This window comes from Pacificibacter marinus (genome assembly GCF_018860665.1).
Classification (GTDB): Bacteria; Pseudomonadota; Alphaproteobacteria; order Rhodobacterales; family Rhodobacteraceae; genus Celeribacter; species Celeribacter marinus_A.
Genome location: NZ_JAHKPK010000026.1, coordinates 12,505 through 37,538, shown reverse-complemented (window position 1 = coordinate 37,538; position 25,034 = coordinate 12,505). Strand labels below are relative to the sequence as shown.

At 54.4% G+C, this 25,034-nt stretch carries 21 protein-coding genes and 1 riboswitch; of the genes, 11 read left to right on the top strand and 10 right to left on the bottom strand.

Annotated features, from left to right (window positions below; genetic code table 11):
* Positions 1–38 precede the first annotated feature (38 nt).
* From KO497_RS08905 to KO497_RS08895, 3 genes are all read right to left on the bottom strand, one after another.
* Positions 39–1,076 carry a rod shape-determining protein gene (locus KO497_RS08905; protein ID WP_215943623.1) on the bottom strand — a complete coding sequence of 346 codons (1,038 nt, stop codon included), beginning with the start codon at positions 1,074–1,076 and terminating at the stop codon, positions 39–41.
* A gap of 210 nt (positions 1,077–1,286) precedes the next feature.
* Complete coding sequence (locus KO497_RS08900; RefSeq protein ID WP_215943622.1) at positions 1,287–2,264, bottom strand: zinc-binding dehydrogenase; 978 nt, start codon at positions 2,262–2,264, stop codon at positions 1,287–1,289.
* A 181-nt stretch (positions 2,265–2,445) separates the two neighbouring features.
* Positions 2,446–4,023, bottom strand: a complete 1,578-nt coding sequence (locus KO497_RS08895) for a 2-isopropylmalate synthase (RefSeq protein ID WP_215943621.1) — start codon at positions 4,021–4,023, stop codon at positions 2,446–2,448.
* Positions 4,024–4,294: 271 nt separating this feature from the next.
* Between KO497_RS08895 and KO497_RS08890 the strand changes: the two genes are divergently transcribed.
* On the top strand, positions 4,295–4,957 hold the full coding sequence (locus KO497_RS08890; protein ID WP_215943620.1) for an SDR family NAD(P)-dependent oxidoreductase: 663 nt from the start codon (positions 4,295–4,297) through the stop codon (positions 4,955–4,957).
* 82 nt (positions 4,958–5,039) lie between these two features.
* Here KO497_RS08890 and KO497_RS08885 read toward each other — a convergent pair whose 3' ends face one another.
* Entirely contained in the window at positions 5,040–6,488 is a 1,449-nt protein-coding gene (locus tag KO497_RS08885) for an MORN repeat-containing protein (RefSeq protein WP_215943633.1), read from the bottom strand.
* 223 nt (positions 6,489–6,711) lie between these two features.
* Between KO497_RS08885 and KO497_RS08880 the strand changes: the two genes are divergently transcribed.
* Both KO497_RS08880 and KO497_RS08875 read left to right on the top strand, forming a co-directional pair.
* The gene (locus tag KO497_RS08880) at positions 6,712–8,370 is read left to right on the top strand and encodes an NAD+ synthase (protein WP_215943619.1); all 1,659 of its coding nucleotides are present in this window, start codon (positions 6,712–6,714) and stop codon (positions 8,368–8,370) included.
* A 120-nt stretch (positions 8,371–8,490) separates the two neighbouring features.
* Positions 8,491–9,738 carry an Hsp70 family protein gene (locus tag KO497_RS08875; RefSeq protein WP_215943618.1) on the top strand — a complete coding sequence of 416 codons (1,248 nt, stop codon included), beginning with the start codon at positions 8,491–8,493 and terminating at the stop codon, positions 9,736–9,738.
* A gap of 3 nt (positions 9,739–9,741) precedes the next feature.
* Here KO497_RS08875 and KO497_RS08870 read toward each other — a convergent pair whose 3' ends face one another.
* Positions 9,742–10,155, bottom strand: coding sequence for a metallopeptidase family protein (locus tag KO497_RS08870; protein ID WP_215943617.1), 414 nt, complete (start codon positions 10,153–10,155; stop codon positions 9,742–9,744).
* 109 nt (positions 10,156–10,264) lie between these two features.
* Between KO497_RS08870 and gltX the strand changes: the two genes are divergently transcribed.
* The 5 genes from gltX to KO497_RS08845 all read left to right on the top strand — a co-directional run bounded on the left by gltX (position 10,265) and on the right by KO497_RS08845 (position 16,952).
* Positions 10,265–11,587, top strand: a complete 1,323-nt coding sequence (gltX, locus tag KO497_RS08865) for a glutamate--tRNA ligase (protein ID WP_215943616.1) — start codon at positions 10,265–10,267, stop codon at positions 11,585–11,587.
* 127 nt (positions 11,588–11,714) lie between these two features.
* Positions 11,715–11,812, top strand: a riboswitch (glycine riboswitch).
* Positions 11,813–11,969: 157 nt separating this feature from the next.
* Complete coding sequence (gene gcvT / locus KO497_RS08860) at positions 11,970–13,097, top strand: glycine cleavage system aminomethyltransferase GcvT (protein ID WP_215943615.1); 1,128 nt, start codon at positions 11,970–11,972, stop codon at positions 13,095–13,097.
* A gap of 20 nt (positions 13,098–13,117) precedes the next feature.
* Positions 13,118–13,477 (top strand): glycine cleavage system protein GcvH, encoded by a 360-nt coding sequence (gene gcvH / locus KO497_RS08855; protein WP_215943614.1) that lies wholly within the window; start codon positions 13,118–13,120, stop codon positions 13,475–13,477.
* An 85-nt stretch (positions 13,478–13,562) separates the two neighbouring features.
* Positions 13,563–16,409: an aminomethyl-transferring glycine dehydrogenase gene (gcvP, locus tag KO497_RS08850; protein ID WP_215943613.1), complete on the top strand. Its 2,847-nt coding sequence runs from the start codon at positions 13,563–13,565 to the stop codon at positions 16,407–16,409.
* 96 nt (positions 16,410–16,505) lie between these two features.
* Positions 16,506–16,952 (top strand): thioredoxin family protein, encoded by a 447-nt coding sequence (locus tag KO497_RS08845; protein WP_215943612.1) that lies wholly within the window; start codon positions 16,506–16,508, stop codon positions 16,950–16,952.
* A gap of 20 nt (positions 16,953–16,972) precedes the next feature.
* On the opposite strand, the gene KO497_RS08840 is transcribed toward KO497_RS08845, so the two are convergent.
* Together KO497_RS08840 and KO497_RS08835 are read right to left on the bottom strand one after the other, a co-directional pair.
* The gene (locus KO497_RS08840; protein ID WP_215943611.1) at positions 16,973–20,311 is read right to left on the bottom strand and encodes a translocation/assembly module TamB domain-containing protein; all 3,339 of its coding nucleotides are present in this window, start codon (positions 20,309–20,311) and stop codon (positions 16,973–16,975) included.
* Positions 20,308–22,089, bottom strand: a complete 1,782-nt coding sequence (locus KO497_RS08835) for an autotransporter assembly complex protein TamA (RefSeq protein ID WP_215943610.1) — start codon at positions 22,087–22,089, stop codon at positions 20,308–20,310. The genes KO497_RS08840 and KO497_RS08835 overlap by 4 nt, the downstream gene beginning before the upstream one ends.
* Positions 22,090–22,238: 149 nt before the next feature.
* On the opposite strand from KO497_RS08835, the gene KO497_RS08830 reads away from it, so the two are divergent.
* Entirely contained in the window at positions 22,239–22,748 is a 510-nt protein-coding gene (locus KO497_RS08830) for a PhnA domain-containing protein (RefSeq protein ID WP_215943609.1), read from the top strand.
* Positions 22,749–22,892: 144 nt separating this feature from the next.
* On the opposite strand, the gene KO497_RS08825 is transcribed toward KO497_RS08830, so the two are convergent.
* Positions 22,893–23,099, bottom strand: a complete 207-nt coding sequence (locus KO497_RS08825; protein ID WP_085848732.1) for a cold-shock protein — start codon at positions 23,097–23,099, stop codon at positions 22,893–22,895.
* Between the two features lie 274 nt (positions 23,100–23,373).
* On the opposite strand from KO497_RS08825, the gene KO497_RS08820 reads away from it, so the two are divergent.
* A complete protein-coding gene (locus KO497_RS08820) occupies positions 23,374–23,850 on the top strand; it encodes a DUF2938 domain-containing protein (protein ID WP_215943608.1) in 477 nt (158 codons plus the stop codon).
* A 27-nt stretch (positions 23,851–23,877) separates the two neighbouring features.
* On the opposite strand, the gene KO497_RS08815 is transcribed toward KO497_RS08820, so the two are convergent.
* The gene (locus KO497_RS08815) at positions 23,878–24,246 is read right to left on the bottom strand and encodes a hypothetical protein (RefSeq protein WP_215943607.1); all 369 of its coding nucleotides are present in this window, start codon (positions 24,244–24,246) and stop codon (positions 23,878–23,880) included.
* A gap of 153 nt (positions 24,247–24,399) precedes the next feature.
* On the opposite strand from KO497_RS08815, the gene KO497_RS08810 reads away from it, so the two are divergent.
* Positions 24,400–24,750 (top strand): hypothetical protein, encoded by a 351-nt coding sequence (locus KO497_RS08810; RefSeq protein ID WP_215943606.1) that lies wholly within the window; start codon positions 24,400–24,402, stop codon positions 24,748–24,750.
* Positions 24,751–24,846: 96 nt separating this feature from the next.
* Here KO497_RS08810 and KO497_RS08805 read toward each other — a convergent pair whose 3' ends face one another.
* Positions 24,847–24,990 (bottom strand): hypothetical protein, encoded by a 144-nt coding sequence (locus tag KO497_RS08805; RefSeq protein WP_215943605.1) that lies wholly within the window; start codon positions 24,988–24,990, stop codon positions 24,847–24,849.
* Between the last annotated feature and the right edge of the window lie 44 nt (positions 24,991–25,034).

The following is a 25,034-nucleotide window of genomic DNA, read 5'->3' as shown; positions in this document are numbered from 1 at the left end:
GGCAAGGGGCGCATGCACTGTCCCCCTGTGGCCAGCGATCAGCTGTCGTAATCAATCACATGACGGAGCTGTTTTTCATACTCCAAAGCCTTGCCTGTGCCCAAGGCCACACAGTTGAGCGGCTCGTCAGCGACAGAAATCGCCAAGCCAGTTTGTTCGCGCAAGGCCAGATCAAGGTCACCCAAAAGCGCGCCCCCACCGGTCAGCATCACGCCGCGGTCCACGATGTCCGCCGCCAAATCGGGTGGCGTGGTCTCTAGGGCGGCCATGACCGCTTCGACGATTTGCTGCACAGGCTCAGATAGAGCTTCGGCCACTTGAGCTTGGGTGATTTCGATTTCTTTTGGCACACCGTTCAACAGGTCACGCCCGCGAATGGTCATAGCAGCGCCCCGTCCATCGTCAGGCATACGCGCTGTACCGATGGTGGTTTTGATGCGCTCGGCGGTGCCCTCACCGATCAGCAGGTTCTGTTGACGGCGCAAATACGCGATGATTGCGTCATCCATGCGGTCACCACCAACACGGACAGAGCGCGCATAAACGATGTCGCCCAAGGATAAAACAGCCACCTCAGTCGTCCCGCCACCGATGTCGACAACCATGTTGCCGGTGGGGTCCGTGATCGGCATGCCCGCGCCGATGGCTGCTGCAATCGGTTCTGCAATCAAACCGGCGCGGCCTGCGCCTGCGGATAAAACAGAGTTGCGGATCGCCCGTTTTTCAACAGGTGTCGCGCCATGCGGCACACAGACGATGATCTTTGGTTTCGGGAACAAAGTCCGGCGGTGCACTTTGCGGATGAAATGTTTGATCATTTCCTCAGCCGTGTCGAAATCTGCAATCACACCGTCCCGCATGGGGCGAATGGCCTCAATCGATCCCGGGGTTTTGCCCAGCATGTGTTTGGCGTCTTCGCCGACAGCCAAAACCTGCTTGCGCCCGTCTTTGACGTGGTAGGCCACAACCGATGGCTCATTAAGGATAATGCCCTTGCCCTTGACATAGACAAGCGTGTTCGCTGTCCCAAGGTCAATTGCCATATCCGAAGAGAAAAGTCCCTTAAGTATCGCCATAGTTAGCTCAATCCTCGTCAAACCCAAAATTGGGAGAATCCCCCGTAAATGGCCTTATATGCCTCTGAGCGTCCTTGGGAAAGGGGCGGATGCACACCTCAGGCAAAGTCTCGCCTTTGTGACGCGGCTGTCGCGGATAAATGTGCAGCTTATGGATGCAAGCATAGAAATGACCCATGCTTGCATCGTCTCATTATATAGTCGCGTATGTTACGGGCGGATCAGGATTTTACCTGTGCGTCCAGATGTTTGCGCGGCCGTCACCGCTTGGGTGATCTCGTCAATGGCAAAGACGCCGCCTGCGTCCAGTGTCAACTTGCCAGTGGCCGCCAGCGTTACAAGTTCCGTGATCAAACCCACGCGTTTAGCTGGCTCCATCATCTCAGATACTTTAGAGCCCCAGAACCCTTTCACCGTGATATGTTTGAATATCAAAGCGCCGGAATTGAGCGTCAACGGCGCGCCAGAGGCGGTGCCAAAGGTGATCAATTCGCCTTGCCAGCCCAGCAAATCAACCAGATCTTCGCCCATCGCGCCACCGACAGAGTCGACTGCCGCTTTTGCGCCAACCTCACCGATTAAAGCCTGCGCTTGCTCTTTCCAGCCGTCTTGATCCGTGGAAATCACATTCTCAAGACCCATGGCTTCCAATTCGGCCACTGCCGCCTTGCGGCGCACCAAGTTGACAGTGTGAATGCCTTTAGAACGCGCAAGTTCGGCAAATATTTTTCCCACAGCGCCGTTGGCTGCAGTTTGAACGACCCAATCGCCTTCGGATACGTTGATGAAATCAAGCAGTGAGATGGCCGAGAATGGCATCGCAATCAATTGCGCCGCGGCCTCGTCTGAGATTGTATCGGGCAGGGGGATGACACCTGCTGCGGGGGCGATGAAATACTCGGCCCATGTGCCATGAATACCTGCTGCGGCGACCCGTTGGCCGATCATGGCTGCATCGACGCCTGCGCCGACGGCTTCAACCGTGCCGACGGCCTCGGACCCGCCGACGGCTGGCAGTGTTGGTTTGTAGCCATACTCGCCGCGCACCGTCCACAGATCGTGATTGTGAATGGGCGACAGGATCATGCGGATACGCACTTCGCCGTCTTTGGGTTCGGGCAAAGGTATATCTGCAGATGTCATGACATCAACGGGGTCGCCAAAGGTGGTGTGTGCAGCGCTTTTCATAGCAGGAATCCTTTTGTGTATCTGTCTTTGCATGTGCGCATGGCGCGTGCGGTTTCAAGGTCTATCCATCTGTGACGCAAGGTAAAAATGCGATTGCATATCGTCCATGCACTGGGCGCGTGGCTTAATAAAAAAGGGCGCGCCAGATGACACGCCCTTTCACAGTTCGATTATAGTCAGATTAGCCCGCGTCGGTGTATTTGACTTCTTTGGTGTCAGCCCCCGGCGCAGATTTTGTGCGGCGCACGATCAAGCGATTGACCGCGTTGACATAAGCCTTGGCTGAGGCAAACACCGTATCAGTGTGCGAACTCTGGCCCGTGGCAATGCGCCCGTCTTCTTCCAAGCGCACAGAAACAGTCGCTTGCGCGTCGGTGCCTTCTGTCACAGCGTTCACTTGGTAAATCTGCAAACGCGCCTTGGTCGGGTAAAGCGTTTTGATGGCTTTGAATGTTGCATCCACAGGACCGTCACCTTCTGCTGTGCAATGCTGTTCCTCGCCGTCGATTTCCAAAATGATGTCAGCGGTTTGCGGCGCTTCCGAGCCACAGATCACCCGCAGTTTCTTGATCTTGATGAACTCGTTTTGGCCTTCGGACCCAGTGTCTTGCATCAAAGCGACGACGTCATCATCGAGCACTTCTTTTTTGCGATCTGCCAGTTCTTTGAAACGCACGAACACGTCTTTCAACTGATTGTCGCCCAGCTCATAGCCCAGTTCTTCGAGTTTGGCCCGCAACGCGGCGCGGCCCGAATGTTTGCCCAAAGGCAGGGACGTGCCAGACAGGCCCACATCCGCAGGGCGCATGATTTCAAAGGTTTCCGCGTTCTTCAGCATACCGTCTTGGTGGATGCCAGATTCATGCGCAAATGCGTTTTTACCAACGATGGCTTTGTTCGGCTGGACCACAAAACCAGATACTTGCGACACACGGCGCGAGATGTTCATGATCTTGGTGGTGTCGATTTTGGTCGCATAAGGCATGATGTCTTGGCGCACTTTCAGCGCCATCACGACCTCTTCCAGCGCTGTGTTGCCCGCGCGTTCGCCCAAACCGTTGATGGTACATTCGATTTGGCGTGCGCCAGCCTCAACTGCGGCCAAAGAGTTGGCTGTCGCCATTCCCAGATCGTTGTGACAATGCGTGGCGAAAATGATGTCGTCAGCGCCAGGCACCCGTTCCAACAGCATCTTGATGATGTCAGAGCTTTCGCGCGGAATGGTATAGCCAACAGTGTCGGGGATGTTGATCGTTGTGGCACCTGCTTTGATAGCAATTTCGACCACACGGCACAGGTAATCATGTTCTGTGCGGATCGCATCCATTGGTGACCACTGCACATTGTCACACAGATTGCGCGCGTGGGTGACAGTGTCGTGGATCTTATCCGCCATCTCATCCATGTTGAGCGCCGTGATGTCGCGGTGCAAAGGCGAGGTGCCAATAAAGGTGTGAATGCGTGGGCGTGCGGCATGTTTCACCGCTTCCATGCAGCGATCAATATCGCCAATGCTGGCGCGCGCCAAACCACAGATCACGGAATTCTTAGAGTTCTTAGCAATCTCGGAGACCGCGTCAAAGTCGCCTTGAGAGGCAATCGGAAAACCCGCTTCAATAATATCGACGCCCATTTCATCCAGCAAGCTGGCAATTTCCAGCTTCTCGTTGTGGCTCATGGTGGCGCCAGGGGATTGCTCGCCATCGCGCAGCGTCGTGTCGAAAATCAATACTTGGTTCTTGTCGGATACAGATGTCATGTGAGGTCTCTCGATGTTCTTAGCTATACTGTTTTTGGGGTGTTCGACTTGGCGCGCTGTTCACTTCTGAGCGGTCGCGCCGAAGGCACGCTCAGAAGCAGCTAAGAAGAAGTAGGTCACGACGAAGCGCTGCGCTGTCACGCAGGGACTGGGTTGAAATATGTGTCTGGTTCGTCATACGGGCGACTATAATCACGGGGCGGCTAAAGAAAACCCCCAAAAGTGAACTTTTTTCAATGCCTCAGCGTAGTCTGTAAAAGGGGAGATATTCATGCGCGCATTGATCATTGGACACACAGGCGGCATCGGCGCGGCAGTTGACGCAAATTTGCGCAGCTTTGGATGGGACGTCATCGGGCTGTCGCGCAGTACCCACGGTTTGGATTTTCGCAAACCTGATAGCATCGACGTGGCTTTCGCAGATATCACCGAAGTGTTTGATTTGGTTGTGATTGCAACGGGGCAGCTTGATGGGGCAGGGGGACCACCAGAGAAAACGATCAAAGCTTTGGCTCCCGATGCTATGGCGGACCAGTTCATGGTGAATTGTATTGGCCCTGCGATGATCCTGCGTGCATTGCCACGTCTTTTGTCTAAAAATAGCCCTTGCAAGGTGGCTGTGCTGACGGCGCGTGTGGGCTCTATCACTGATAATAGAATGGGTGGGTGGTACAGTTACCGTGCCGCAAAAGCCGCGCTCAACCAAGTGGTTCACACTGCCGCGATAGAATTGTCGCGCTCGCACAAGCAGTCTTGTGTGATTGCTTATCACCCTGGAACTGTCGCGACAAAGTTTACCGAAGATTACCAAAGGACAAACAAGACCGTATCCCCAGATGAGGCCGCGCAAAACATGTTACGCATTTTGGAAAACGCATTTCCTGAAAATACGGGCAAGTTTTATGATTGGCGCGGCGCAGAAGTGCCGTGGTGAGCCTGGGGCGTTTGTGTAAACGATCCGGTCTTATCCGTCTCTCAGAGCGGATGTTTTGGCAAAATTACGATAAAACACGCCGTTATTCGTTGGCAGGGACTTCCGCCGCTTCTGTTGCTGGGGGCTCTTGTGTTTCTGTCGTTGCCTCTGGTTCACTGGTCGTAATCAACGCGCCGTCTGCCCATTCGCCCGAAGCGACTTCACCCGAAGCATAGGTGATCGTGCCGCGGCCTTGGCGTTTGCCGCCTGCAAACAGACCAACGTAAACGTCGCCATTGGCATATGTGGCGGTGCCGAGCCCGTTGATTTCGCCATCTTTCCATTCGCCCACGTAAGTGTAGCCTGTCGGCATAGTTAGCGTGCCGGTGCCTTCGCGTTTGCCGCCCAGAAAATCGCCGTCATAGGTCGTGCCATCCGCGTAGGTTGCTATGCCTTTTCCTGAGCGTTCGCCGTTGTTCCAATCGCCATCATAAATGAACCCATCGGTGTAGGTCATTTTACCTTTGCCGTGGTTTTGCGCGTTGTGGAACATACCTTCATAGATCAACCCGTTGGCATATTCTGCGCGCCCCATGCCCTCAATCACGCCATATTCCCACGCGCCATCATATGTCGTGCCGCCGGGATAGGTGATTTTGCCCATGCCATGCGCCAAATCGTCTAAGAAATCGCCAACATAGACTGAGCCATCAGGGTAAGTGACTTGGCCTTTGCCCTCAATGCGGCCTTGGACCCATGCGCCAGTGTAAATATAGCCGTCAGTGCCGGTAAATGTGCCCGCGCCGTGACGTTTGTCGTCGTCAAAGTCGCCGACATACAGATCACCATTGGCATAGGTGACTTGCCCTTCGCCTTGGCGTTTTCCATCCACAAGCATGCCGGTGTAGACATCGCCGTTTGGCTGACTGATGGTGCCGATCCCGTTGCATTGACCTGCCACCCATTGGCAATCCAGCGTCAAGCCATCTGGCAGGGTTAAAACGCCCGAACCATGTCGCACATCAAGTGACAGGTTGCCGACGTAAACAGCGCCCTCGGGGTAAGTGATCGTACCTTTACCTTCTTTGACGCCATTGACCCAAGCGCCCTCATAGACATAGCCGGTGGGGCTTTCCATGCGGCCTTGGCCGTGGTGGTTGTTGTTCAAGAAACCGCCTTCATAGGTGATGCCGCTGGCGTAATGGGCCACGCCAGATCCGGTGATCACGCCGTTTTCCCAATCGCCCTCAAAGGTGCCGCCATCTGCATAGGTGATCTTGCCGAACCCATGCTGTTTGCCCTTTTCAAAGGCGCCCTCATAGACCGCGCCGTCAGGATATCGCGCCACGCCTTGGCCTTTGATTTCGCCCATGACCCAGTCGCCTGTGTATTCGAACCCGTTGGGCAAACGGTAGGTGCCGGTGCCATGTTGTTGGCCGTCTTGGAATGTGCCTTCATACAATCCGCCTTCGTCATATTGACGTGTTTGCACTTTACCGTCTTGTGCAAGGGTGACAGAGGGGAGGACCAGAGCGGTCGCGAGGCTGAGCATGGCAAGGCTGCGTTTGATATTGGTCACTTTGGTCTTCCCGTTGCGGTCTGTGGCGGATGCGTCCAAATCGGGCGCTTTTGTCGAAATTACGGCCCAAGGACGGGCCAAGTGTTGCCGCTAACCTAGGCAGTCTGGCGGCTGTGAGCAAATGTTTTTGGTGTCATCGGCTTTCCCTTGCCGCTCAGTCTGCTAAACCTGTCTCAAAGTGTAAGAGGCCTGTGAAATGACCGATAAATTCCGCCTGACGTTGGCACAATTGAACCCGTCGCTTGGTGCGATTGACGCCAACGCTGACGCCGCGCGCGCGGCTTACGCGCAGGCCAAATCAGCAAACGCTGACATGATCGCCTTTACGGAAATGTTTATCACCGGTTACCAAACTCAAGATTTGGTGATGAAGCCCGCTTTCACCAGTCACGCCATGCGTGCGATTGAAGCATTGGCCCCTTTGACCGCTGATGGGCCTGCGATGGGCATCGGCGGGCCTTATGCTTATGGCGACAAGCTGTACAACGGCTATTGGATTTTGTCTGAGGGCAAGGTGCAAACTGTCGTTCTGAAACATCACCGTCCCAATGAGACCGTGTTTGACGAAGTGCGCCTGTATGAAAGCGGCGATGTGCATGGGCCGTACCGTGTTGGTCCGATCCGCATCGGCACACCGATTTGCGAAGATGCGTGGCATGGGGATGTGTCTGAGGCTTTGGCCGAAACGGGCGCGGAAATCCTGTTGGTGCCCAACGGGTCGCCTTACTACCGCAATAAATTTGACCGTCGTTTGGGCCATATGGTGGCCCGTGTAACCGAAAATGATCTGCCGCTGGTTTATCTCAACATGGTCGGTGGACAGGACGATCAAGTGTTTGATGGCGGCTCTTTTGTGCTCAACCGTCACGGCAAAATCGCGCATCAACTGCCTGTGTTCGACGAGGCCTTGCGCCATGTAGATTTTGTGCAGACTGACGGGGCTTGGGTGGCCGAGCAAGGCGAGATCACAACACATCCTGATGAATGGGAACAAGACTATCGCGCCATGGTCGAATCCTTGCGCGATTACATGGGGAAAACCGGTTTCAAAAAGGTTCTTCTGGGTCTGTCCGGCGGGATCGATTCTGCGATTGTCGCCACGATTGCCGCCGATGCGCTGGGCGCCGACAACGTGCGCTGTGTGATGTTGCCGTCTGAATACACATCGCAAGGCTCGCTGGATGACGCCAAAGACATCGCCAATCGTCTGGGCTGTCACTATGATTTTGTGCCGATCAAAGCGGGGCGTGATGCGATAACTGACACGCTTGCCCCGCTGTTTGAAGGGCGCGAGGCCGACACCACCGAAGAAAACGTGCAGTCGCGCCTGCGTGGTCTATTGTTGATGGCCTTGTCCAATAAATTTGGCGAAATGCTTTTGACCACGGGCAATAAATCCGAAGTTGCCGTGGGCTATTGTACGATATATGGCGACATGAACGGAGGTTATAACCCGATCAAAGACCTGTACAAAACCCGCGTGTTCGAACAATGCCGCTGGCGCAATGCCAATCACCGGCCTTGGATGAATGGTCCTGCGGGCGAAGTGATCCCTGTGTCGATCATCGACAAGCCGCCGTCAGCCGAGCTGCGCCCAGATCAACGCGATGACGATAGCTTGCCGCCCTATGACGTGCTGGATGCGATTCTTGAGGGCTTGGTGGATCACGAACTCAGCGTTGCCGAGATCGAAGCACAAGGCTACGCCCGCGATGTGGTGAAGCGGGTCGAACATCTTGTTTATATTTCTGAATACAAACGGTTCCAATCTGCCCCCGGTACGCGTCTGACGCCGCGCGCGTTTTGGTTGGATCGTCGGTATCCGATTGCCAATCGCTGGCGGGATCAGGACTAAATCACTGGATAAAAGATCATCGGCGCAGCCAAGTGGATTTGCGCCGATTTGTACCCTTGAACACGCCCAATTCATGCCGTATCACCACGCTCTTTACAGTATTAGGTAGAGCGCGCGTCCATGGAACTCACTGTCGGAATCGATTTCGGAACCTCCAACTCGGCTGTGGGTTTGGCCGTGAATGGTCAGCCTTGGTTGGTGGACATTGAAGAGGGCGCGAAAACTCTGCCCACGGCTGTATTTTTTGATGCACGGGGCAATATGCGTCTTGGCTCTGCTGCCAACCGCGCGTTGATCGCGGGTGATGAGGGGCGTTATATGCGTGCGCTCAAATCGGTTTTGGGCACGCCTTTGTTACGTGAACAACGCTTGATTGGTCCCAAACGGCAAAGCCTTTTGGATGTGATCACGCAATTTCTCACCGAGCTGCGCACGCGCACAGAAGATCATGTGCGCCAGCCTGTGACGGGTGTTGTCTCGGGGCGTCCTGTGCGGTTTCATTCTAGCAATGATACGGCGAATGCGCAGGCTTTGATCGATTTAACAGAGGCTTACCAGCGGGCCGGTTTCAAGCATATCGATTTTCTGCCCGAACCCGAAGCCGCCGCTTTGGCCGCGCAAGATTTGGCCGCAGGCGAGATCGGTTTGGTCGTGGATATCGGTGGCGGGACATCAGACTTTACCGTGTTTCGCAAAGCAGATGGTAAGGCTGATATATTGGCGTCCTATGGTGTGCGTTTGGGTGGCACCCATTTGGACCGCGCCTTGTCGCTGGATTATGTGATGCCGCTGTTCGGGGCTGGCACCAAGGTGCGCCGCGCTTTGGCGGACGGGCTTTTGCCTGTGCCTGCCACGCTGTTTAATGATCTGGCGACTTGGCAGAAAATCCCGTTTCTTTACACCAAAGATACCGAACGTTTGATCAAAGACCTGCAACGTCACGCGGTTGAACCCGATAAATTGGCGCGTCTCTATGAGGTGATCGAGGCCGAACTGGGCCATGACGTCGCCTTTGCGGTCGAGGCCGGAAAAATCGCAGTTAACACCGGCGGGCAGGGCGTGATTGAGCTTGGATTGGTTGAGAAAGGTCTGAGTTCCCAGTTGGATGAGGCAGGGATGAGCGCGTCTTTGGGCCGTTATAAGGCCGAATTGACTGAGGCCGCAGCCGAGACATTGAAGCTTGCGGGCGTGTCCCCTGAGGCCATCGGCGCAGTTGTCTATGTCGGCGGCACCAGCTTGATGTCCATCGTGCCGGACGCCATCAAAGCGGTGGTACCAGACGCGCGGTCGATCAAGTCAGAAGCCTTCACAGCCGTGGTTGACGGTTTGGCGATTGCGGCAGGGCAAAAATCTGTCGCCGCCGCCTGAAATCTAGTGGTCCCACCATTTGTCGATTTTGGCGATCTCTTCATCTGACCAGCCAAAGTGATGCGCCAGTTCATGCACTGTGACATGGGCAACCATTTGTTGGATTGTCACATCGCCGCGCAGGCACCATTCGTCCAAAATGGGCCTGCGAAACAGCCAAATGGTGTCCGGTGCTGTGGCTTGATCCATAGTGGATTTTTCCGTCATCGGGATGCCCGTATAAAGCCCTGTCAGCGCAAAGGGGTCGTCTAGACCGATTTCAGCCATCAAATCCTCAGGGATGAAATCCATCACTGTGACGCCAACGGAGGTTGCCAAAACTTTGAATGCAGGCGGCAATTCAGAAATCGTGGCGCGCGCGATTTGTTCGAACATCGCTAGATCAGGGGCAGTGGCGTTCAAAAGTGTATCGGACATTGGGGGCTCCAGATAGGGCAGGTGTTGCGCTTACATCTGAGGCAAGCTCGCGCACAGATATGGACTCTTTGCGCGCAATATGAAAGAGCAAGCACAACAGGAGATCACCATGACCGTCACACGTTTTGCACCAAGCCCTACAGGCTATATCCACGTCGGCAACCTTCGCACGGCGCTTTTCAATTACCTGATCACACGTAAAGCGGGTGGGCAATTTATTTTGCGCATCGACGACACTGACCCTGTGCGCTCAAAGCAAGAATACATCGACGCATTGAAAGAAGACCTGACATGGCTTGGCCTCACATGGGATCGCACAGAGCGTCAATCCGAGCGTCTAGATCGCTACACGGCGGCGATGGAAGAGTTGAAAGCGGCTGGCCGCTTGTACGAGTGTTTCGAGACACCAGTCGAGCTTGATCTCAAACGCAAAAAACAACTGAACATGGGCAAGCCGCCAGTTTACGACCGCGCTGGTCTGAACCTGACTGACGCCGAAAAAGATGCCTTGCGCGCTGAGCGCGGCGATGGTCACTGGCGTTTCAAGCTTGATCTTGAACGTGTTGAATGGACTGACGGCATCTTGGGCGATATTTCTATCGATTGTGGCTCTGTGTCTGATCCTGTGTTGGTTAAAGCCGACGGGCAGTTTTTGTACACGCCCGCGTCCGTGTGTGACGACATTGATTACGGCGTGACTTATGTTGTGCGCGGGTCTGATCACGTGACAAACACCGCGACTCAAATTCAAATCATCAAGGCCTTGGGCGGCACTGTGCCAAGTTTTGCGCACCATTCTTTGTTGACCGGCCCGCAAGGCGAAGCACTGTCGAAACGTTTGGGCACGCTGTCGTTGCGCGACCTGCGCGCACAAGGGATCGAGCCAATGGCGCTGATGTCTTTGATGGCGCGCACTGGATCATCGCAACCTGTTGAGGTGCGGTCCAAAATGGAAGACCTCATTGAGGGCTTTGATATTTCGACCTTTGGCTCAGCGCCGACGAAATTCGACGAACAAGACCTGTTCCCGCTGACTGCACAAGTCAACTTGGCGCGTCCTTTTACCGATGTGGCAGATGATATCGCAGCCTTGGGCGTGCCTGCTGACAAGGCCGAGTTGTTTTGGAATGTCGTGCGCGAAAACATCACGGTTAAGGCCGATATGGCGGGCTGGTGGGATCTGTTCCGCGATGGTGCCACGCCGCTGGTGGCCGATGAAGACAAAGAGTTTGTCGCCCAAGCCTTCGCTATGATGCCCGCTTTGCCCTACACTGACGAGACGTGGAAAGAGTGGACCACAGCCGTGAAAGAGGCGACGGGACGCAAAGGCAAAGGCCTGTTTATGCCGCTGCGCAAGGCAGTCACCGGTTTGGAGCGCGGACCCGATATGTCCAACGTGATGCCGTTGTTGCAAAAAGCGCCTGCTCTGTAATCACAAAGCACATTGAGTGTTTGAAAACCCGCCACGCTGATGCGTTTGGCGGGTTTCTTTCTGCGTGGATTGCTTTTTCGCACAGCCCCTCTTGCTGGAATCGATCAGCTGGCCTAATGATCAAGCAACATCTTCGTTGGGAGAACGGGGCGCATCGTATGTGTACCTGTGCCGAAGGAGCAACCGCCCCGGTAAACTCTCAGGCAAACGGACCTTCGAAGATCATAAAACTCTGGAGAGAGGCGTGGATGCGCCCGCCGAAGGGATAACGATCTCAGGCGCTAAGGACAGAGGGGGCATCAGACAAAGGATGGCTTTGTCGTGATGCCGGTACATGTTCCGGTTTTGAAATTCAGCGTGTGATGCGCTTGGAAAGGACAAAATGACGGATCTTTTACGCACTGCGCTCTATGATTTTCACATCGCAAATGGTGGCAAAATGGTGCCGTTTGCCGGTTATGATATGCCTGTTCAATATCCGCTTGGGGTGATGAAAGAGCATCTTCATACGCGCAGCTCTGCTGGATTGTTTGATGTGTCGCACATGGGACAGGTCGCGCTGACATCCTCGCAGGGTCTTGAGGCTGTCATGCTGGCGCTTGAAACCTTGGTGCCTGTTTCTGTCGCCGGCCTCAAAGCAGATCGTCAACGCTATGGTATTTTCACCAATGATGATGGCGGTATTTTGGATGACCTGATGATTGCCAACACGGGCGATCATTTGTTTTTGGTCGTCAATGCCGCCTGTAAAGCCCAAGACATTGCCCATTTGCGCGCCAATCTGCCCGATCATGTCACCGTCACGGAAATCACCGATCGCGCCTTGCTTGCCCTGCAAGGCCCCAAAGCCGAAGCCGCCCTTGCACGGATTGTGCCGCATGTCACATCCATGCGGTTTATGGACAGTCACCGTGTAAGTGTGGATGGCGCCCAGTGGTGGATTTCGCGCTCTGGTTACACAGGCGAAGACGGGTTTGAAATTTCGATTCCTGCTGAGATTGCTGAAAATGTCGCCACCCAATTGGTCGCAATGGACGAAGTCGAATTGATCGGCCTTGGCGCGCGCGATAGCCTGCGGTTGGAAGCTGGGCTCTGCCTCTATGGCCATGACATCGACGCGACGACATCGCCCGTTGAGGGCAATATCGCTTGGGCGATCCAAGGCATCCGGCGCAAAGGCGGCGCACGTGAGGGCGGTTTTCCCGGTGCGGCACGTATTTTGGCTGAATTGGAAAAAGGGGCAGACAAGCTGCGCGTTGGCCTGTTGCCGCAAGGCCGCGCGCCGATGCGCGAAGGCACGCCATTGTTTGCCACCGCTGAGAGCACCGATCAAATTGGTGCGGTCACCTCGGGCGGTTTTGGTCCCTCAGTCGCGGGGCCCATTGCCATGGGCTATCTGCCCATTGACTTTGCCGCCGATGGCGTTGAAATTTTCGCCGAGCTGCGTGGCAAGCGCCTGCCTGTAACAGTCGCGCCCATGCCGTTTCGTCCATCCACTTACAAACGCTAAAATATCCAAGGATAAGATCTATGAAATTCACCGAAGAACACGAATGGCTGCGCGTCGAAGACGATCTTGTTGTGGTCGGTATCACCGAACACGCCGCCGCCCAGCTTGGCGATGTTGTTTTTATCGAGCTGCCGGATGAAGGCATCACCGTGACCAAGGACGAAGAGGTCTGCGTGATCGAAAGCGTGAAAGCAGCCTCCGACATTTTGGCACCGCTTGATGGCGAAATCGTGGAAGTGAATACGGCTTTGGTCGATGACCCGTCCAAAGTGAATGAGGACGCCATTGGCGATGCTTGGTTTTTCAAAATGAAAATCGATGATCTGTCTGTGCTCGACGATTTCATGGACGAAGCTGAATACAAAGCCTTGGTTGGCTAATTTAAAAGGGCCTTGGCGCTGCCTTGGCCCTCATGCGCCCATCAACTGTGGCGCCTTTTCTTTGATCGTTCAAAAGGATCTTTTCGTGGCCTACACACCGACTACATATAATCCATACGACTTTGCCAACCGCCGCCATATTGGCCCTTCGCCTGATGAAATGCGCGAAATGTTGGATGTGGTTGGGGCCTCGTCTTTGGATAGTTTGATCGATCAAACCGTGCCGATGAGCATCCGCCAGCTTGAGCCGCTGTCTTGGGGGCCGATGACAGAACACGAAGTTTTGGGCGCGATGCGTAAGGTTGCGGGCAAGAACAAGATCATGACCTCTTTGATCGGGCAGGGGTATTACGCCACCGCGACTCCGCCCGCGATTCAACGCAACATCTTGGAAAACCCCGCATGGTACACGGCCTACACGCCCTACCAACCCGAGATCGCGCAAGGGCGTTTGGAAGCGCTGTTGAACTTTCAAACCATGGTGTCGGATATGACGGGTTTGCCTGTTGCGAACGCGTCATTGCTGGACGAGGCCACCGCCTGCGCCGAGGCGATGACTATGGCGCAGCGTGTGTCGAAATCCAAAGCCAAGGGCTTTTTCATCGATGAAAACTGCCACCCGCAAAACATCGAAGTGATGAAAACCCGCGCTGCCCCTTTGGACATCGACGTGATTGTTGGTGATCCAAAAGACATCGATCCAAGCAAGGTTTTCGGCGCGATCTTCCAATACCCCGGCACCAATGGCGATCTGCGCGACTACAGCACCGATATTGCCGCGCTGCATGCAGTAAAAGCTGTGGCGATTTTGGCAACGGATCTTATGGCATTGACGATGCTCAAAGATCCCGGTGCGATGGATGCTGATATCGCTGTCGGTTCTGCGCAGCGTTTTGGTGTGCCCATCGGGTTTGGCGGACCTCATGCTGCGTTTATGTCGTGCAAGGATGCGATGAAACGCGCCATGCCGGGGCGTATCGTCGGCGTGTCGATTGATGCCAATGGCGGGCGGGCGTACCGTTTGGCTTTGCAAACCCGCGAGCAACATATCCGCCGCGAAAAAGCCACTTCGAATGTCTGTACCGCGCAAGCGCTGCTTGCGGTTATGGCCTCGTTCTATGCTGTCTTTCACGGCCCCCAAGGACTGCGGGCCATTGGTGAGCAGATCCACTTTAACGCCGTGCGTTTGGCAGAGGGGCTGAAATCCTCTGGCTTTAAAATTGCGCCTGAGAATTTCTATGACACTTTCACCGTTGATGTGGGCGCGATGCAGGGTGTGATTTTGCGCTCTGCTGTGGCCGAAGGCATCAATCTGCGCGCCATCGGTAAACATCGCATTGGTATTTCTGTCGATGAAATGGTGGACGCTGAGATCATCGAAAAGGTCTGGCGCGCTTTCGGTCATGAGGCCAAGGCGGATAACGCGCCGACGGATTTGGGCTTTGATGAAGCGCTCGTGCGTGACACCGACTACCTGACCCATCCAATCTTTGGCATGAACCGTGCCGAAGGCGAAATGATGCGCTATATGCGTCGCTTGGCGGATCGCGATTTGGCGCTGGACCGCACAATGATTCCGCTTGGGTCGTGTACGATGAAGCTTAACGCCGCGGTTGAAATGATGCCCGTGACATGGCCTGAGTTTAATACGATCCATCCTTTTGCACCTGTGGATCAATCCATCGGCTATCAGGAAATGATCGATGATCTGTCCGCGAAACTATGCGAGATCACCGGCTATGACGCGATGTCGATGCAACCTAATTCTGGTGCGCAGGGCGAATATGCGGGGCTTTTGGCCATTGCCGCCTATCATCGTGCAAATGGACAGGGCGCGCGTGACATCTGCTTGATCCCTATGTCCGCGCATGGCACCAATCCTGCTTCGGCGCAGATGTGTGGCATGAAGGTTGTCGTGGTGAATTCTGCCGAGAATGGCGATATTGACATCGATGATTTCCGCGCCAAAGCCGAAGCGGCTGGTGATCGTTTGTCTGCTTGTATGATCACCTATCCGTCGACCCATGGCGTGTTTGAAGAAACCGTCAAAGAGGTCTGCGCCATCACGCATGAATTTGGCGGGCAGGTCTATCTAGATGGTGCGAATTTGAACGCCATGGTTGGCTTGGCAAAACCGGGTGAGATTGGATCAGATGTCAGCCATCTGAACTTGCATAAAACCTTTTGTATTCCCCATGGCGGTGGTGGTCCAGGCATGGGACCGATCGGGGTGAAAAAACACCTTGAGCGGTTCTTGCCGGGGCATCCTGAAACCGGTGGCGAAACAGGCCCTGTGTCTGCGGCCCCTTATGGCTCTGCGTCGATCCTACCGATTTCATGGGCTTACTGTATGTTGATGGGCGGGCAGGGTCTGACGCAGGCCACAAAGGTTGCGATCTTGAATGCAAATTACATCGCGGCCCGTTTGGATGACGCCTTTCCTGTGCTGTACCGTGGCAGGAAGGGGCGCGTGGCGCATGAATGTATTATCGACCCGCGTGCCTTTGATGAAAGTGTGCATGTGACTGTGGAAGACATAGCCAAGCGTTTGATGGACAGTGGTTTCCATGCTCCGACAATGTCTTGGCCTGTTGCTGGCACGTTGATGATCGAGCCGACTGAATCGGAAACCAAGGCCGAGTTGGATCGCTTTATCGAGGCAATGTTGTCGATCCGTGCCGAGATCGCTCAGATCGAAAGTGGCGCATTGCCGAAAGACAACAATCCGCTCAAACTTGCGCCGCATACGGTCAATGATTTGGTTGCAGATTGGGATCGGCCTTACAGTCGCGAACAAGGTTGCTTTCCCCCCGGATCTTTCCGCGTTGACAAATATTGGCCCCCTGTTGGGCGTGTTGACAACGCGCATGGGGATCGCAATTTGATCTGTCAATGTCCGCCGCTTGAAAACTATGTTGAAGCGCTCGACTAAAACACATAGGCCCTGATCCATGGATCGGGGCCTTGATTGTTTGGCCCCAAGCACAAATATATAATCTGTATCGCGACTTCATTGAGGGATCACACGATGACTTATCCTGTCAAACTTGCCTGTCTCAAATGTGGTCAGGCCAATCGTGTACCCGCTGAAAAACTGGCCTCAAGCCCCAAGTGCGGCACCTGTGGTGGGGCTTTGATTTCTGACAAAGTGGCCGAATTGAACCCGACATCTTTGGCCAAGGCAGCCAAGTTGGATGACATGCCTTTGCTTGTTGATTTTTGGGCGCCGTGGTGTGGCCCTTGTCGCCAAATGGCACCTGATTTTGCCAAGGCTGCGATTGCTTTGAAAGGGCGTGCGCGCTTTGCCAAAGTGAACACCCAAGACTTTCCCGCCGTATCGCAAAAGAACAATATCCGCGGCATCCCTGCGTTGATTTTGTATCAAGGCGGCAAGGAAATTGCGCGATTGGCGGGGGCACGCCCCGCGCGCGACATTGTTGGCTTTGTGCAGAAACATGCGAAAAAGCCAGCATAAAGCGATGTTTAAGGCCCGCTTTAGTAATCTTTTTCGAAAAACACCCCAAGGCTGGTCGCCCCATCCGGTGAAGCAGACCCTTTGAATGTCACCGTATCAGAGGCATCCAAATTGAGGTTGATGACGGATTGACCTGAGCTGTCGATGGTCACGTCGGTGTAGACTTCATCCGACAAATATTTACCAACCTTCAGCGCAGTTTCCCCCTCATCGGATGTGGTCACATCCAGATCGTCTACGCCCAGTTCGTCTCGGATGGATCCGACGATTCCATTGCCTCCACCGGTCAAGGTCGCAACGGCTGCGGCCATTTGTGCGGCTTGAAACGCAGAGATTTCAGAGATCGCACGACCAAACAAAAGCTGCGCCAAGATTTCGTCTTCAGGCAGTTCTGGCGAAGAGGACAATTCGATCTTTGGCGAACTCAATTGACCAGATGTTGTGATGGTAATTGTCAAATCATCGGTCGTTGTGGCTGCGACAAGAGAAAAACTAGGGTCAAAATCGCCCTGTAAGGCCAGTTGGCCCTCTTCCATCTCAATGCGTTTCCCAAGCAAGTTCAAACGCCCTCTGACCAACGAAAATTGTCCGACAGGAATGATGTTATCCGTTGTGCCAATCAGGCGCAGTTTGCCCCCAAGTTCCGCATCCAGGCCGCGTCCGCGAATGTACACCTGATTGGCCGCATTCACGGTGATATCAAGGGCGATAGCACTGCTGCCACTGTTTGCAGATGCTTGCCCGTCTGACAAAACCCCTGCGCGGGCGCGGGTTTGGCGTACAGATGCAGGTTCGGATTTATGCGTTATCGCGGGGATATCGCCACCTGCGCCCACCGCAACAGTTGCAACACGCACATCTGTGCGCCCTAGATTTAACGTGCCGCTGATTTTTGGCCCGCTCAACACGGGCCCGACCAGTGCAAGGTTGCCACTCACCGATGTGGTGTAAAGATCAGGGTCAGCTACGACAAGGTTGTTTAAAATTACATTGATATCGGCCGCGAAATTAGAGCTTAAGCCTACGCGCCCAGAGGCCGAAATACTGCCACCTGTGTCTGCGCGCGCATTCGCAGTGATATCCGCATTTGCATTGGCCAAAGTCGCACGCAGTTGGTTGAAGGTCAAAGCGAGCCCCGCAGCGGGTAAAACGGCGCGGGTGTCGGTGCGCGCAGATATTGTTCCTGCCAAGGATTCTAACGCCAGCGGTCCGTTCAAGCGCAAATCAAAATCTGCGGTGCCTTGCAGCAGCGTGGCCGTGGTCAAACTGTTTGCAAGACCAAGAGGGGCTGCTCCAGACACTTGCAGCGCAGCGGTGTCAAAGCTTTGGGCAATATCACCAGTGAGGCGCGCGGTAGATCCGCCTGGTCCTGTCATCGTCGCAGAGGTTTGCCACGCTCCATTTTCGGTTGCCTTCGACACGCTTGCGACAGCCGTCAAAGGTCCGCTGATACCTGCGTCGAGACGGGCCACATCATCCAATCGTGCCGTGAGGTTCAAGTCCGCTGTCGTGCTGGTTAAGACGCCAGAGCCTTGTGCGCTTACCGCTGATGTTTTGACATCGAATGCTTCAAGCGTCAGGCCGGTTTCATCGCGTTGCGCACGCAGACTCACTTGGCTTTGTCCCGTCAGAAGCGCATCGACTTTGGGAATACCGATGCGTGCGTTTTGGGCTTGAGTTGTGATTTCGGCATCAAAACTGCCGCCAAGCGGAGTGAACGACCCTGAGGCATCGCCGCTTAGGCTGCCTTGTAACGACAGGCCAGTGATGGCCGCAAATCGTGACAGGCGGGCTGCATCGACGCCAAGGTTTCCCGTAAATGTAAAACCGCTGTCTAAGCCGGAAATGGTGCCGTCTGCGGTCATGGTTGCATCGCCTGCGTCGATGGAGACGGCTTCAAGCACCAATGGTGTCCCATCGCGCCATGACAATTTTGTTTGTGCCGACAGATTGGACCCAACGGTTGACATCAAGGTGGCATCATCTAGGTCGATACCGTCCGCGATGATTTCGAGGCTGGCATCGAAGGCCCGCAACAGGGTCGATCCTTGAGGATTTGGTCTGCGCGAAATGGTGCCGGATGCGTCCAAAGACACATCACCGATGGCGACATCTTGTTGGGTGTAGTCAAGCAGATGCGCTGTGGCGGTCCATGTGTCGCCCCTTGATGCATCGTATTGGGCCGAGATTTCAGCGCGCTGCAAATACTGCTTGTCACCAGCAATAGGCAATAGGGTGGGGGCCCCAGATGTGTTGGCAATCACGCCTGACAGGTCAAAGGATGTGGGCAGGGAATCTGTGCCAATGGCCACAGCACCGTCCAGAGATAGGGTGTCCGTCGCAAGCGAGAAGGCTTCTAACGTCAAGCGCCCGTCGGGAAAGGATGTCCCTTTAGCTGATAATGCGGAAGAGGCCCCAAAAAACGGTGCATAAGCAGAATCGAACAGTGGGGTGACATCGCCGCGGATGTCCGCAAAAAAGGCGCGGGCCTTGGGTTGGATCGCCTCTATGTTGTCTGTGGTCACGCTTTGTGATCCTATTTGATCCGTCACAGTGGCTTCAATCACCGTCGACAACCCGATTGTACCTGACAGTCGGGGCTGGCCCAAAGTGGCCAATTCGATATCAGCGGTAAAGGTATCAAGCGGGCCCGCGCCTTTGGCGACCAGCGATAGGTCGGGTGCGCCCGGCAAGCCGATCAGCGTAGAGATAATTCCGTTTGGCCCTTCGGTCAGCGACAGGTCGAGATCAAAATAGGCGTCTGCGTTGTTGTAAGCTGCGTCCAATGTGAAGGCCCCAACAGGGCCGGATAGTTTTTTGATTTCCAGCTCAGCAGACCCATCACCATCTTTAAGCGTGGCTGCGCCTAAAATTGACAGCTCGACAGCTTCGCCAAGTCCTAAAATATCTGCCCCCAGCTTGACACTTTCGGCTGTGATTTCACCAATGTCGATGCTGACAGGCAATTCGGGCAAAGAAAAAACGCTGGCCTCTGGGGCGGCGGATGACTCTTCTGATATGGGGCGCCTGAAAACTTCGATGGAGGCGGCTGAAACCTGTTCAATCTCCAGACGACCTGCCAACAAGGCCGACCGGTTCCAGTCCAACACCGCATCGTTCAACGTGAACCAAACGCCGTCGCTATCGGATATGGTCAGGCTGCCCATCGTGGCTGTGGAAGACAAAAAGCCTTTGAAACCATCAATCCGAATGTCACGGCCAGCGCCTGACAGATTGTCTTCGAGAAACCCGACAATCAACGACCGGTCTCGTGATGTATCGTCAGATGTATCTTGGGCCAGCGCCGCCGTCATCAAAGGCAAGGACGCGATGGCTATGAGTGCAAAACGAGTGTTCAAAACGCTTGTCCAATTCCAACATAAAATTGCACGCCATCACCTGTCGTGCCCGAAATAGGGGCCGCAATGTCGAGGCGGATAGGGCCAAATCCGGTGTCATAACGCAGCCCAAGCCCTGCGCCTGCGTGCCAGTTCATTGCGTCATCCGGTGTCGCATTCTCGCCAATACCACCGACATCTGCGAAACCAACCAAGGATATATTGTCGGTGATCCCTGCACGTAATTCGGTCGATAGGCCAATAAAGCTCGCTCCACCTGTCGAGGTGTCATCGTCTAAATCAACATCAAGAGATTGGTAAGGCTGTCCGCGTACAGTGCCGCCACCACCTGAGTAAAATAGCAAGTCAGGCGGGGTTTCCGTGACATCGCTGCCAATGATAGAGCCGACCATGAAGCGGCCCGCGAGCACAAATCTGTCGTCGTCTCCGAACCCTTTGTATCCGCGCATATCCGCAAACAGGCGCCCGCCGGTTGCTGAGCCTGAAAAGCCGATGAATGGCATAATTTCGGCGGCAAAATATGTGCCGGACGTTGGGTTCAGCGCATTGTTGCGCGAGTCGCGCGCGCCTTCAATGGGTAGGATGAAATGCGAAAATGTGCGATCACCAAGGTCATCCGAGACATCAGAGTAACGATATCCGACGCCGCCGATGAAATAGGTTGTGTCAGACAAAGTCACTTCGGCGCTGACCGACACCGTGGCCGAGGTGGACAGATAGTTTGACTCATCTATGCGCGCCAGTTCTGCTTCGGCGACGAGCGCCAAGACCGGACGCGTCGTCGCGGGTCTGCGGTAGGTCGTCGAAACAGTGTAATCGATGCCTGTATCAGACCCAAGCCCGGCAACTTCGGCATCAAACCTCAGGCGATCTGCATTGCCCGAAATGTTTCTGTGCATAAAGTAAGCCGACAATGTGCCGCCTTCGAGGGAATTGATCTCTGCGCCAAACCCGACGCGGCGCGGGGCGGCGTCGGTGACTGTTGCGGTGACGTCCAAGCTGCCATCGGGGTTCAGTGTTTCCGCTTCACTTATGGCAACGGATCGAAAGGCGCCGGTTTTACGCAGACGCGCCGCTGCGGTTTCAAGCGTTTCAGGGTTGAAGGCTTTGCCTTCGATCTCGCCGGTGATTTCCGTCAGCCGCTCTTGCGACACGCGTTTGGTGCCAGAAAAGCTTAATTGCCCAAAGACAGCTTTGGGGCCCGGTGCGATGCCAAGGGCAACGTCGAGGGTTTTGGTATTGTGATCCGCGACAATGGATTGTGACGACAGGGCTGCTTTTGGGTATGATGCCGCACGCCATGCGTCAATTGCGCTGTCTTTGGCTGCTCCGATTTCGCCAGACTTTGCGGTCTGCCCCGTGGAAAATCCCGCGGGCAGCTCTGTTTGCGGCGCGAGCGGGGCGACGGTTGTTGTTTTGAATGTAAATTTATCGCCTGTATTGACGGATATGACGATGTCTTCCACGCTGTTTGGCAAAGTGATCAGCGACAATGTACTGCCTTCGCGTCCATCGACCGAAATACGAATGACAGGGGCATAATACCCTGACCGATAGAGTGTTCCGAGCAAGGTGCGATAGTCGGATTGAACGGCGGCGATGATGTCGGATGGCTCGGTCGTTCCGTCACGCTCAGCCTCTAAAATAGCCGATGCGGATGACAGCCGACCTCGCATGGCCTCTGTTGCGTCACCTTCCAAGCGGGCATTGAAGGCGTAAGCGGGTGTTGACACAGTTGCGCATAAAGCTGCCGCGATCAGTGTGGTCTGAAGGGTCATAGGTTTTGATCCAATTAGATGCGCGGGACACCTCTTTAATATGATCCGTTTGCGAACCAGTTTCCAGTGCTAAGCGCCAAAAATGGCGGTTTGTTGCTTGCTCTGATTCGAGCGCAGGCCTAGGGTTCGCTCAAATCAAGGAGAGCAATATGTCTGAATGTGAAATTTGTGGTGCGACAGGCACTTTGACCCAAGTGCCCGTGGCTCCACGTCACGATGAGGTCGCTTTATGTGACGTCTGTGCAGGTGGTTTGAAAGGTGAGGCCGTACCGGACGGACATTGGAACGCTTTGACCGGATCGATGTGGTCTGAATCAGATGCTGTAAAAGTATTGTCCTACCGATTACTGACCCGCTTTGCTGAGGAAACTTGGGCGGCAGATGCGCTGGAAATGCTCTACCTTGAACCAGAGGTCGAGGAATGGGCCAAATCTGGCGGGCCTGATGTGATCCATCGCGATAGCAATGGCGCTGTTTTGTCAGCGGGCGACACGGTTGTGTTGATTAAGGATTTACCCGTCAAAGGCGGCGGATTTACCGCCAAACGCGGCACGGCTGTGCGTGGCATTTCGTTGGTTGCAGACAATGCAGGGCATATCGAGGGACGCGTGGAAAGTCAGCGTATCGTGATTCTGACGGAATTCGTCAAAAAGAAGTGACTGCGTCACAGCAGACTTTTTTCGAGTGACATATACAAAAGGCGCGAGGGAAACTTCGCGCCATTTTTATATCATTAGAGTGATCAGGCATAAAAAAACGCCCGATGCAAAAGCACCGAGCGTTATCTCAAACGAGAGTGTAGTTTATTCTACAGTCAAGTTAATCGCAGATTCGCGACCGTCACGGCCAGCTTCGATGTCGAAAGTAACTTTCGCACCGTCGCGAAGACCTGTAAGGCCGGAACGTTCAACAGCAGAGATGTGAACAAACACGTCTTTGTTGCCACCTTCTGGCTCGATAAAGCCGAAACCTTTAGTGGAATTGAACCATTTTACTGTGCCATTAGCCATTGTATTTTCTCCTTAATCACTGCCCACGATATTGCGGCAGATCGGCGTGTCAGGTGTCTGATCGAAGACTGAGTGCCGGATAAGGGAAAACAGAAGGGTCGATAGAGATAACGTCGCACCGCCTATAGATCACATATCCGCGCGTAAGGAAAGACATTTCGAATGCACAGCCCGTTTGAGCAAGATTGCGTAAATTGCATCTTGCGCCATTTGCATGATCTTGTGAAAACAGCAATATAAACCACTATTTATAGAGTTTCGAAGGGTAGGGAAAATGGGCGCGATATTGATTGCAGGGCTTGCGGTGGGGCTTGGCGGCACCATTGCGATGGATATTTGGGCGCTTGCTCTGAATCGGTTGCTCGGGTTGCCATTGCCGAATTGGGGCAATGTCGGGCGATGGGTTGCCCATCTGCGCAACGGCACCGTGTTTCACAGCGCGATTTCAAATGCTGCGCCCGTGCCGCGCGAAACCTCCATCGGCTGGGTGTTTCACTATGTGGTTGGCCTCGTTTACGGCGTTATATTCGTGATGATCGCAGGGCCAAGCTGGCTTGCCGCCCCGACATTCTTCCCCGCGTGGGTCTTTGCCATTGTGACCATCGGCGCGGGATGGTTTTTGTTGCATCCCGGCCTTGGCCTGGGCTGGGCTTTGTCCAAAACGCCGACACCATGGAAAAACCGTTGCTTAGGTTTGTTGGCGCATACGGCCTTTGGCATTGGCCTTTGGGTCACAGCACTCGTGATCTGATCGCGGTGTCCAAAGGCTGACACCCTATTACGTTGCAACTTTTGATCGGGCAGCGGCCATCAGCAAAAGACTGGCGGCTGCCGATGTTGCGATCCAGCCCATGTACCAAAGTTTGCCTGCTAATTGGTCCTCTGCGTAAGAATTGGCAAAACCGATCTGGCCGTATTTCGCCACTCCAAAGGCCGCGGCCAATGCGACCACTCCAAGACACAGGCGCAACACGCGGTTGAGGCGCGCCCCCCAAAGCACCAAGCCCAAAACGATCCCGATGGGGGCGCCGACCAGAATGACTTGGTTCGCCCACCATGGATGCGCGCCCAGTTGTGCGGCGATGCTGGTGACCCCCGCGATAAGGGCTATGAGTGCCGTCAGTGCCGTTGCTAAAATAATGTGCATGATGTCTCCTTTTCCTATCTCTAGGCGGCGAATTCCCGCTGCGCATCCAGAACTGAGTGATCTCACGCGAAATTCACCGTGCGTGAACGGGTGGTTCTGCATAATGCTGCATATGCAAAGAGAATCTATCAACGACAATCTGTGAGGAAAAAGATGTTCAAATTTCTAAAATTCGGGCGCGGTAAGAAACCAGAAGCGGTTATTGAAACCCAGCGCCAAAGCTTTGAACGTCTTGTGGGCGAGTTGAATGAGGCCATCGCGTCGCTGCCCGAAATGCCTGCCGTGACGGTGAACCCTGTGACCAATGAAGTCAGTTTTGCACTGCCCGACCAGTTCCCTGACGAAGCGCTGGCTTTGCCCGCGCCAGAGCCAGAAGTTGTGGTTGAGGAGGCTGTTGAAGAGGTGGCCGAAGAGGCTGTTGAAACCGCGACTGAAGAGGTCAAAGCCGAAGCTGTTGAAGACGCTGTTAAAATCAAAGGCGAGGCCAATAAATCCACAGCCTAGGCTGTTTTGGGATTGGTGTTCGCGGCTGATATTTGAGAGCGATACGCGAGGGTCTATCGGTAACAAAAAGGCCCAGCAAACTGCTGGGCCTTTTTGTTATGCTGCTTGATCAAGCTGTGTTCGCTCAGGATCATTCGACCCAAAGAAGGAAGTCTTTTTAAATTTATCAACTCCCATATTTTTAATGGCGAACCTAACCGCTGTTTCAATAGCGGATTTAACTTCATCTTGCTTGGTCATGGAAGACTCCAGAATTAATATAAAGCGCGTTTATCAAGTGTTGG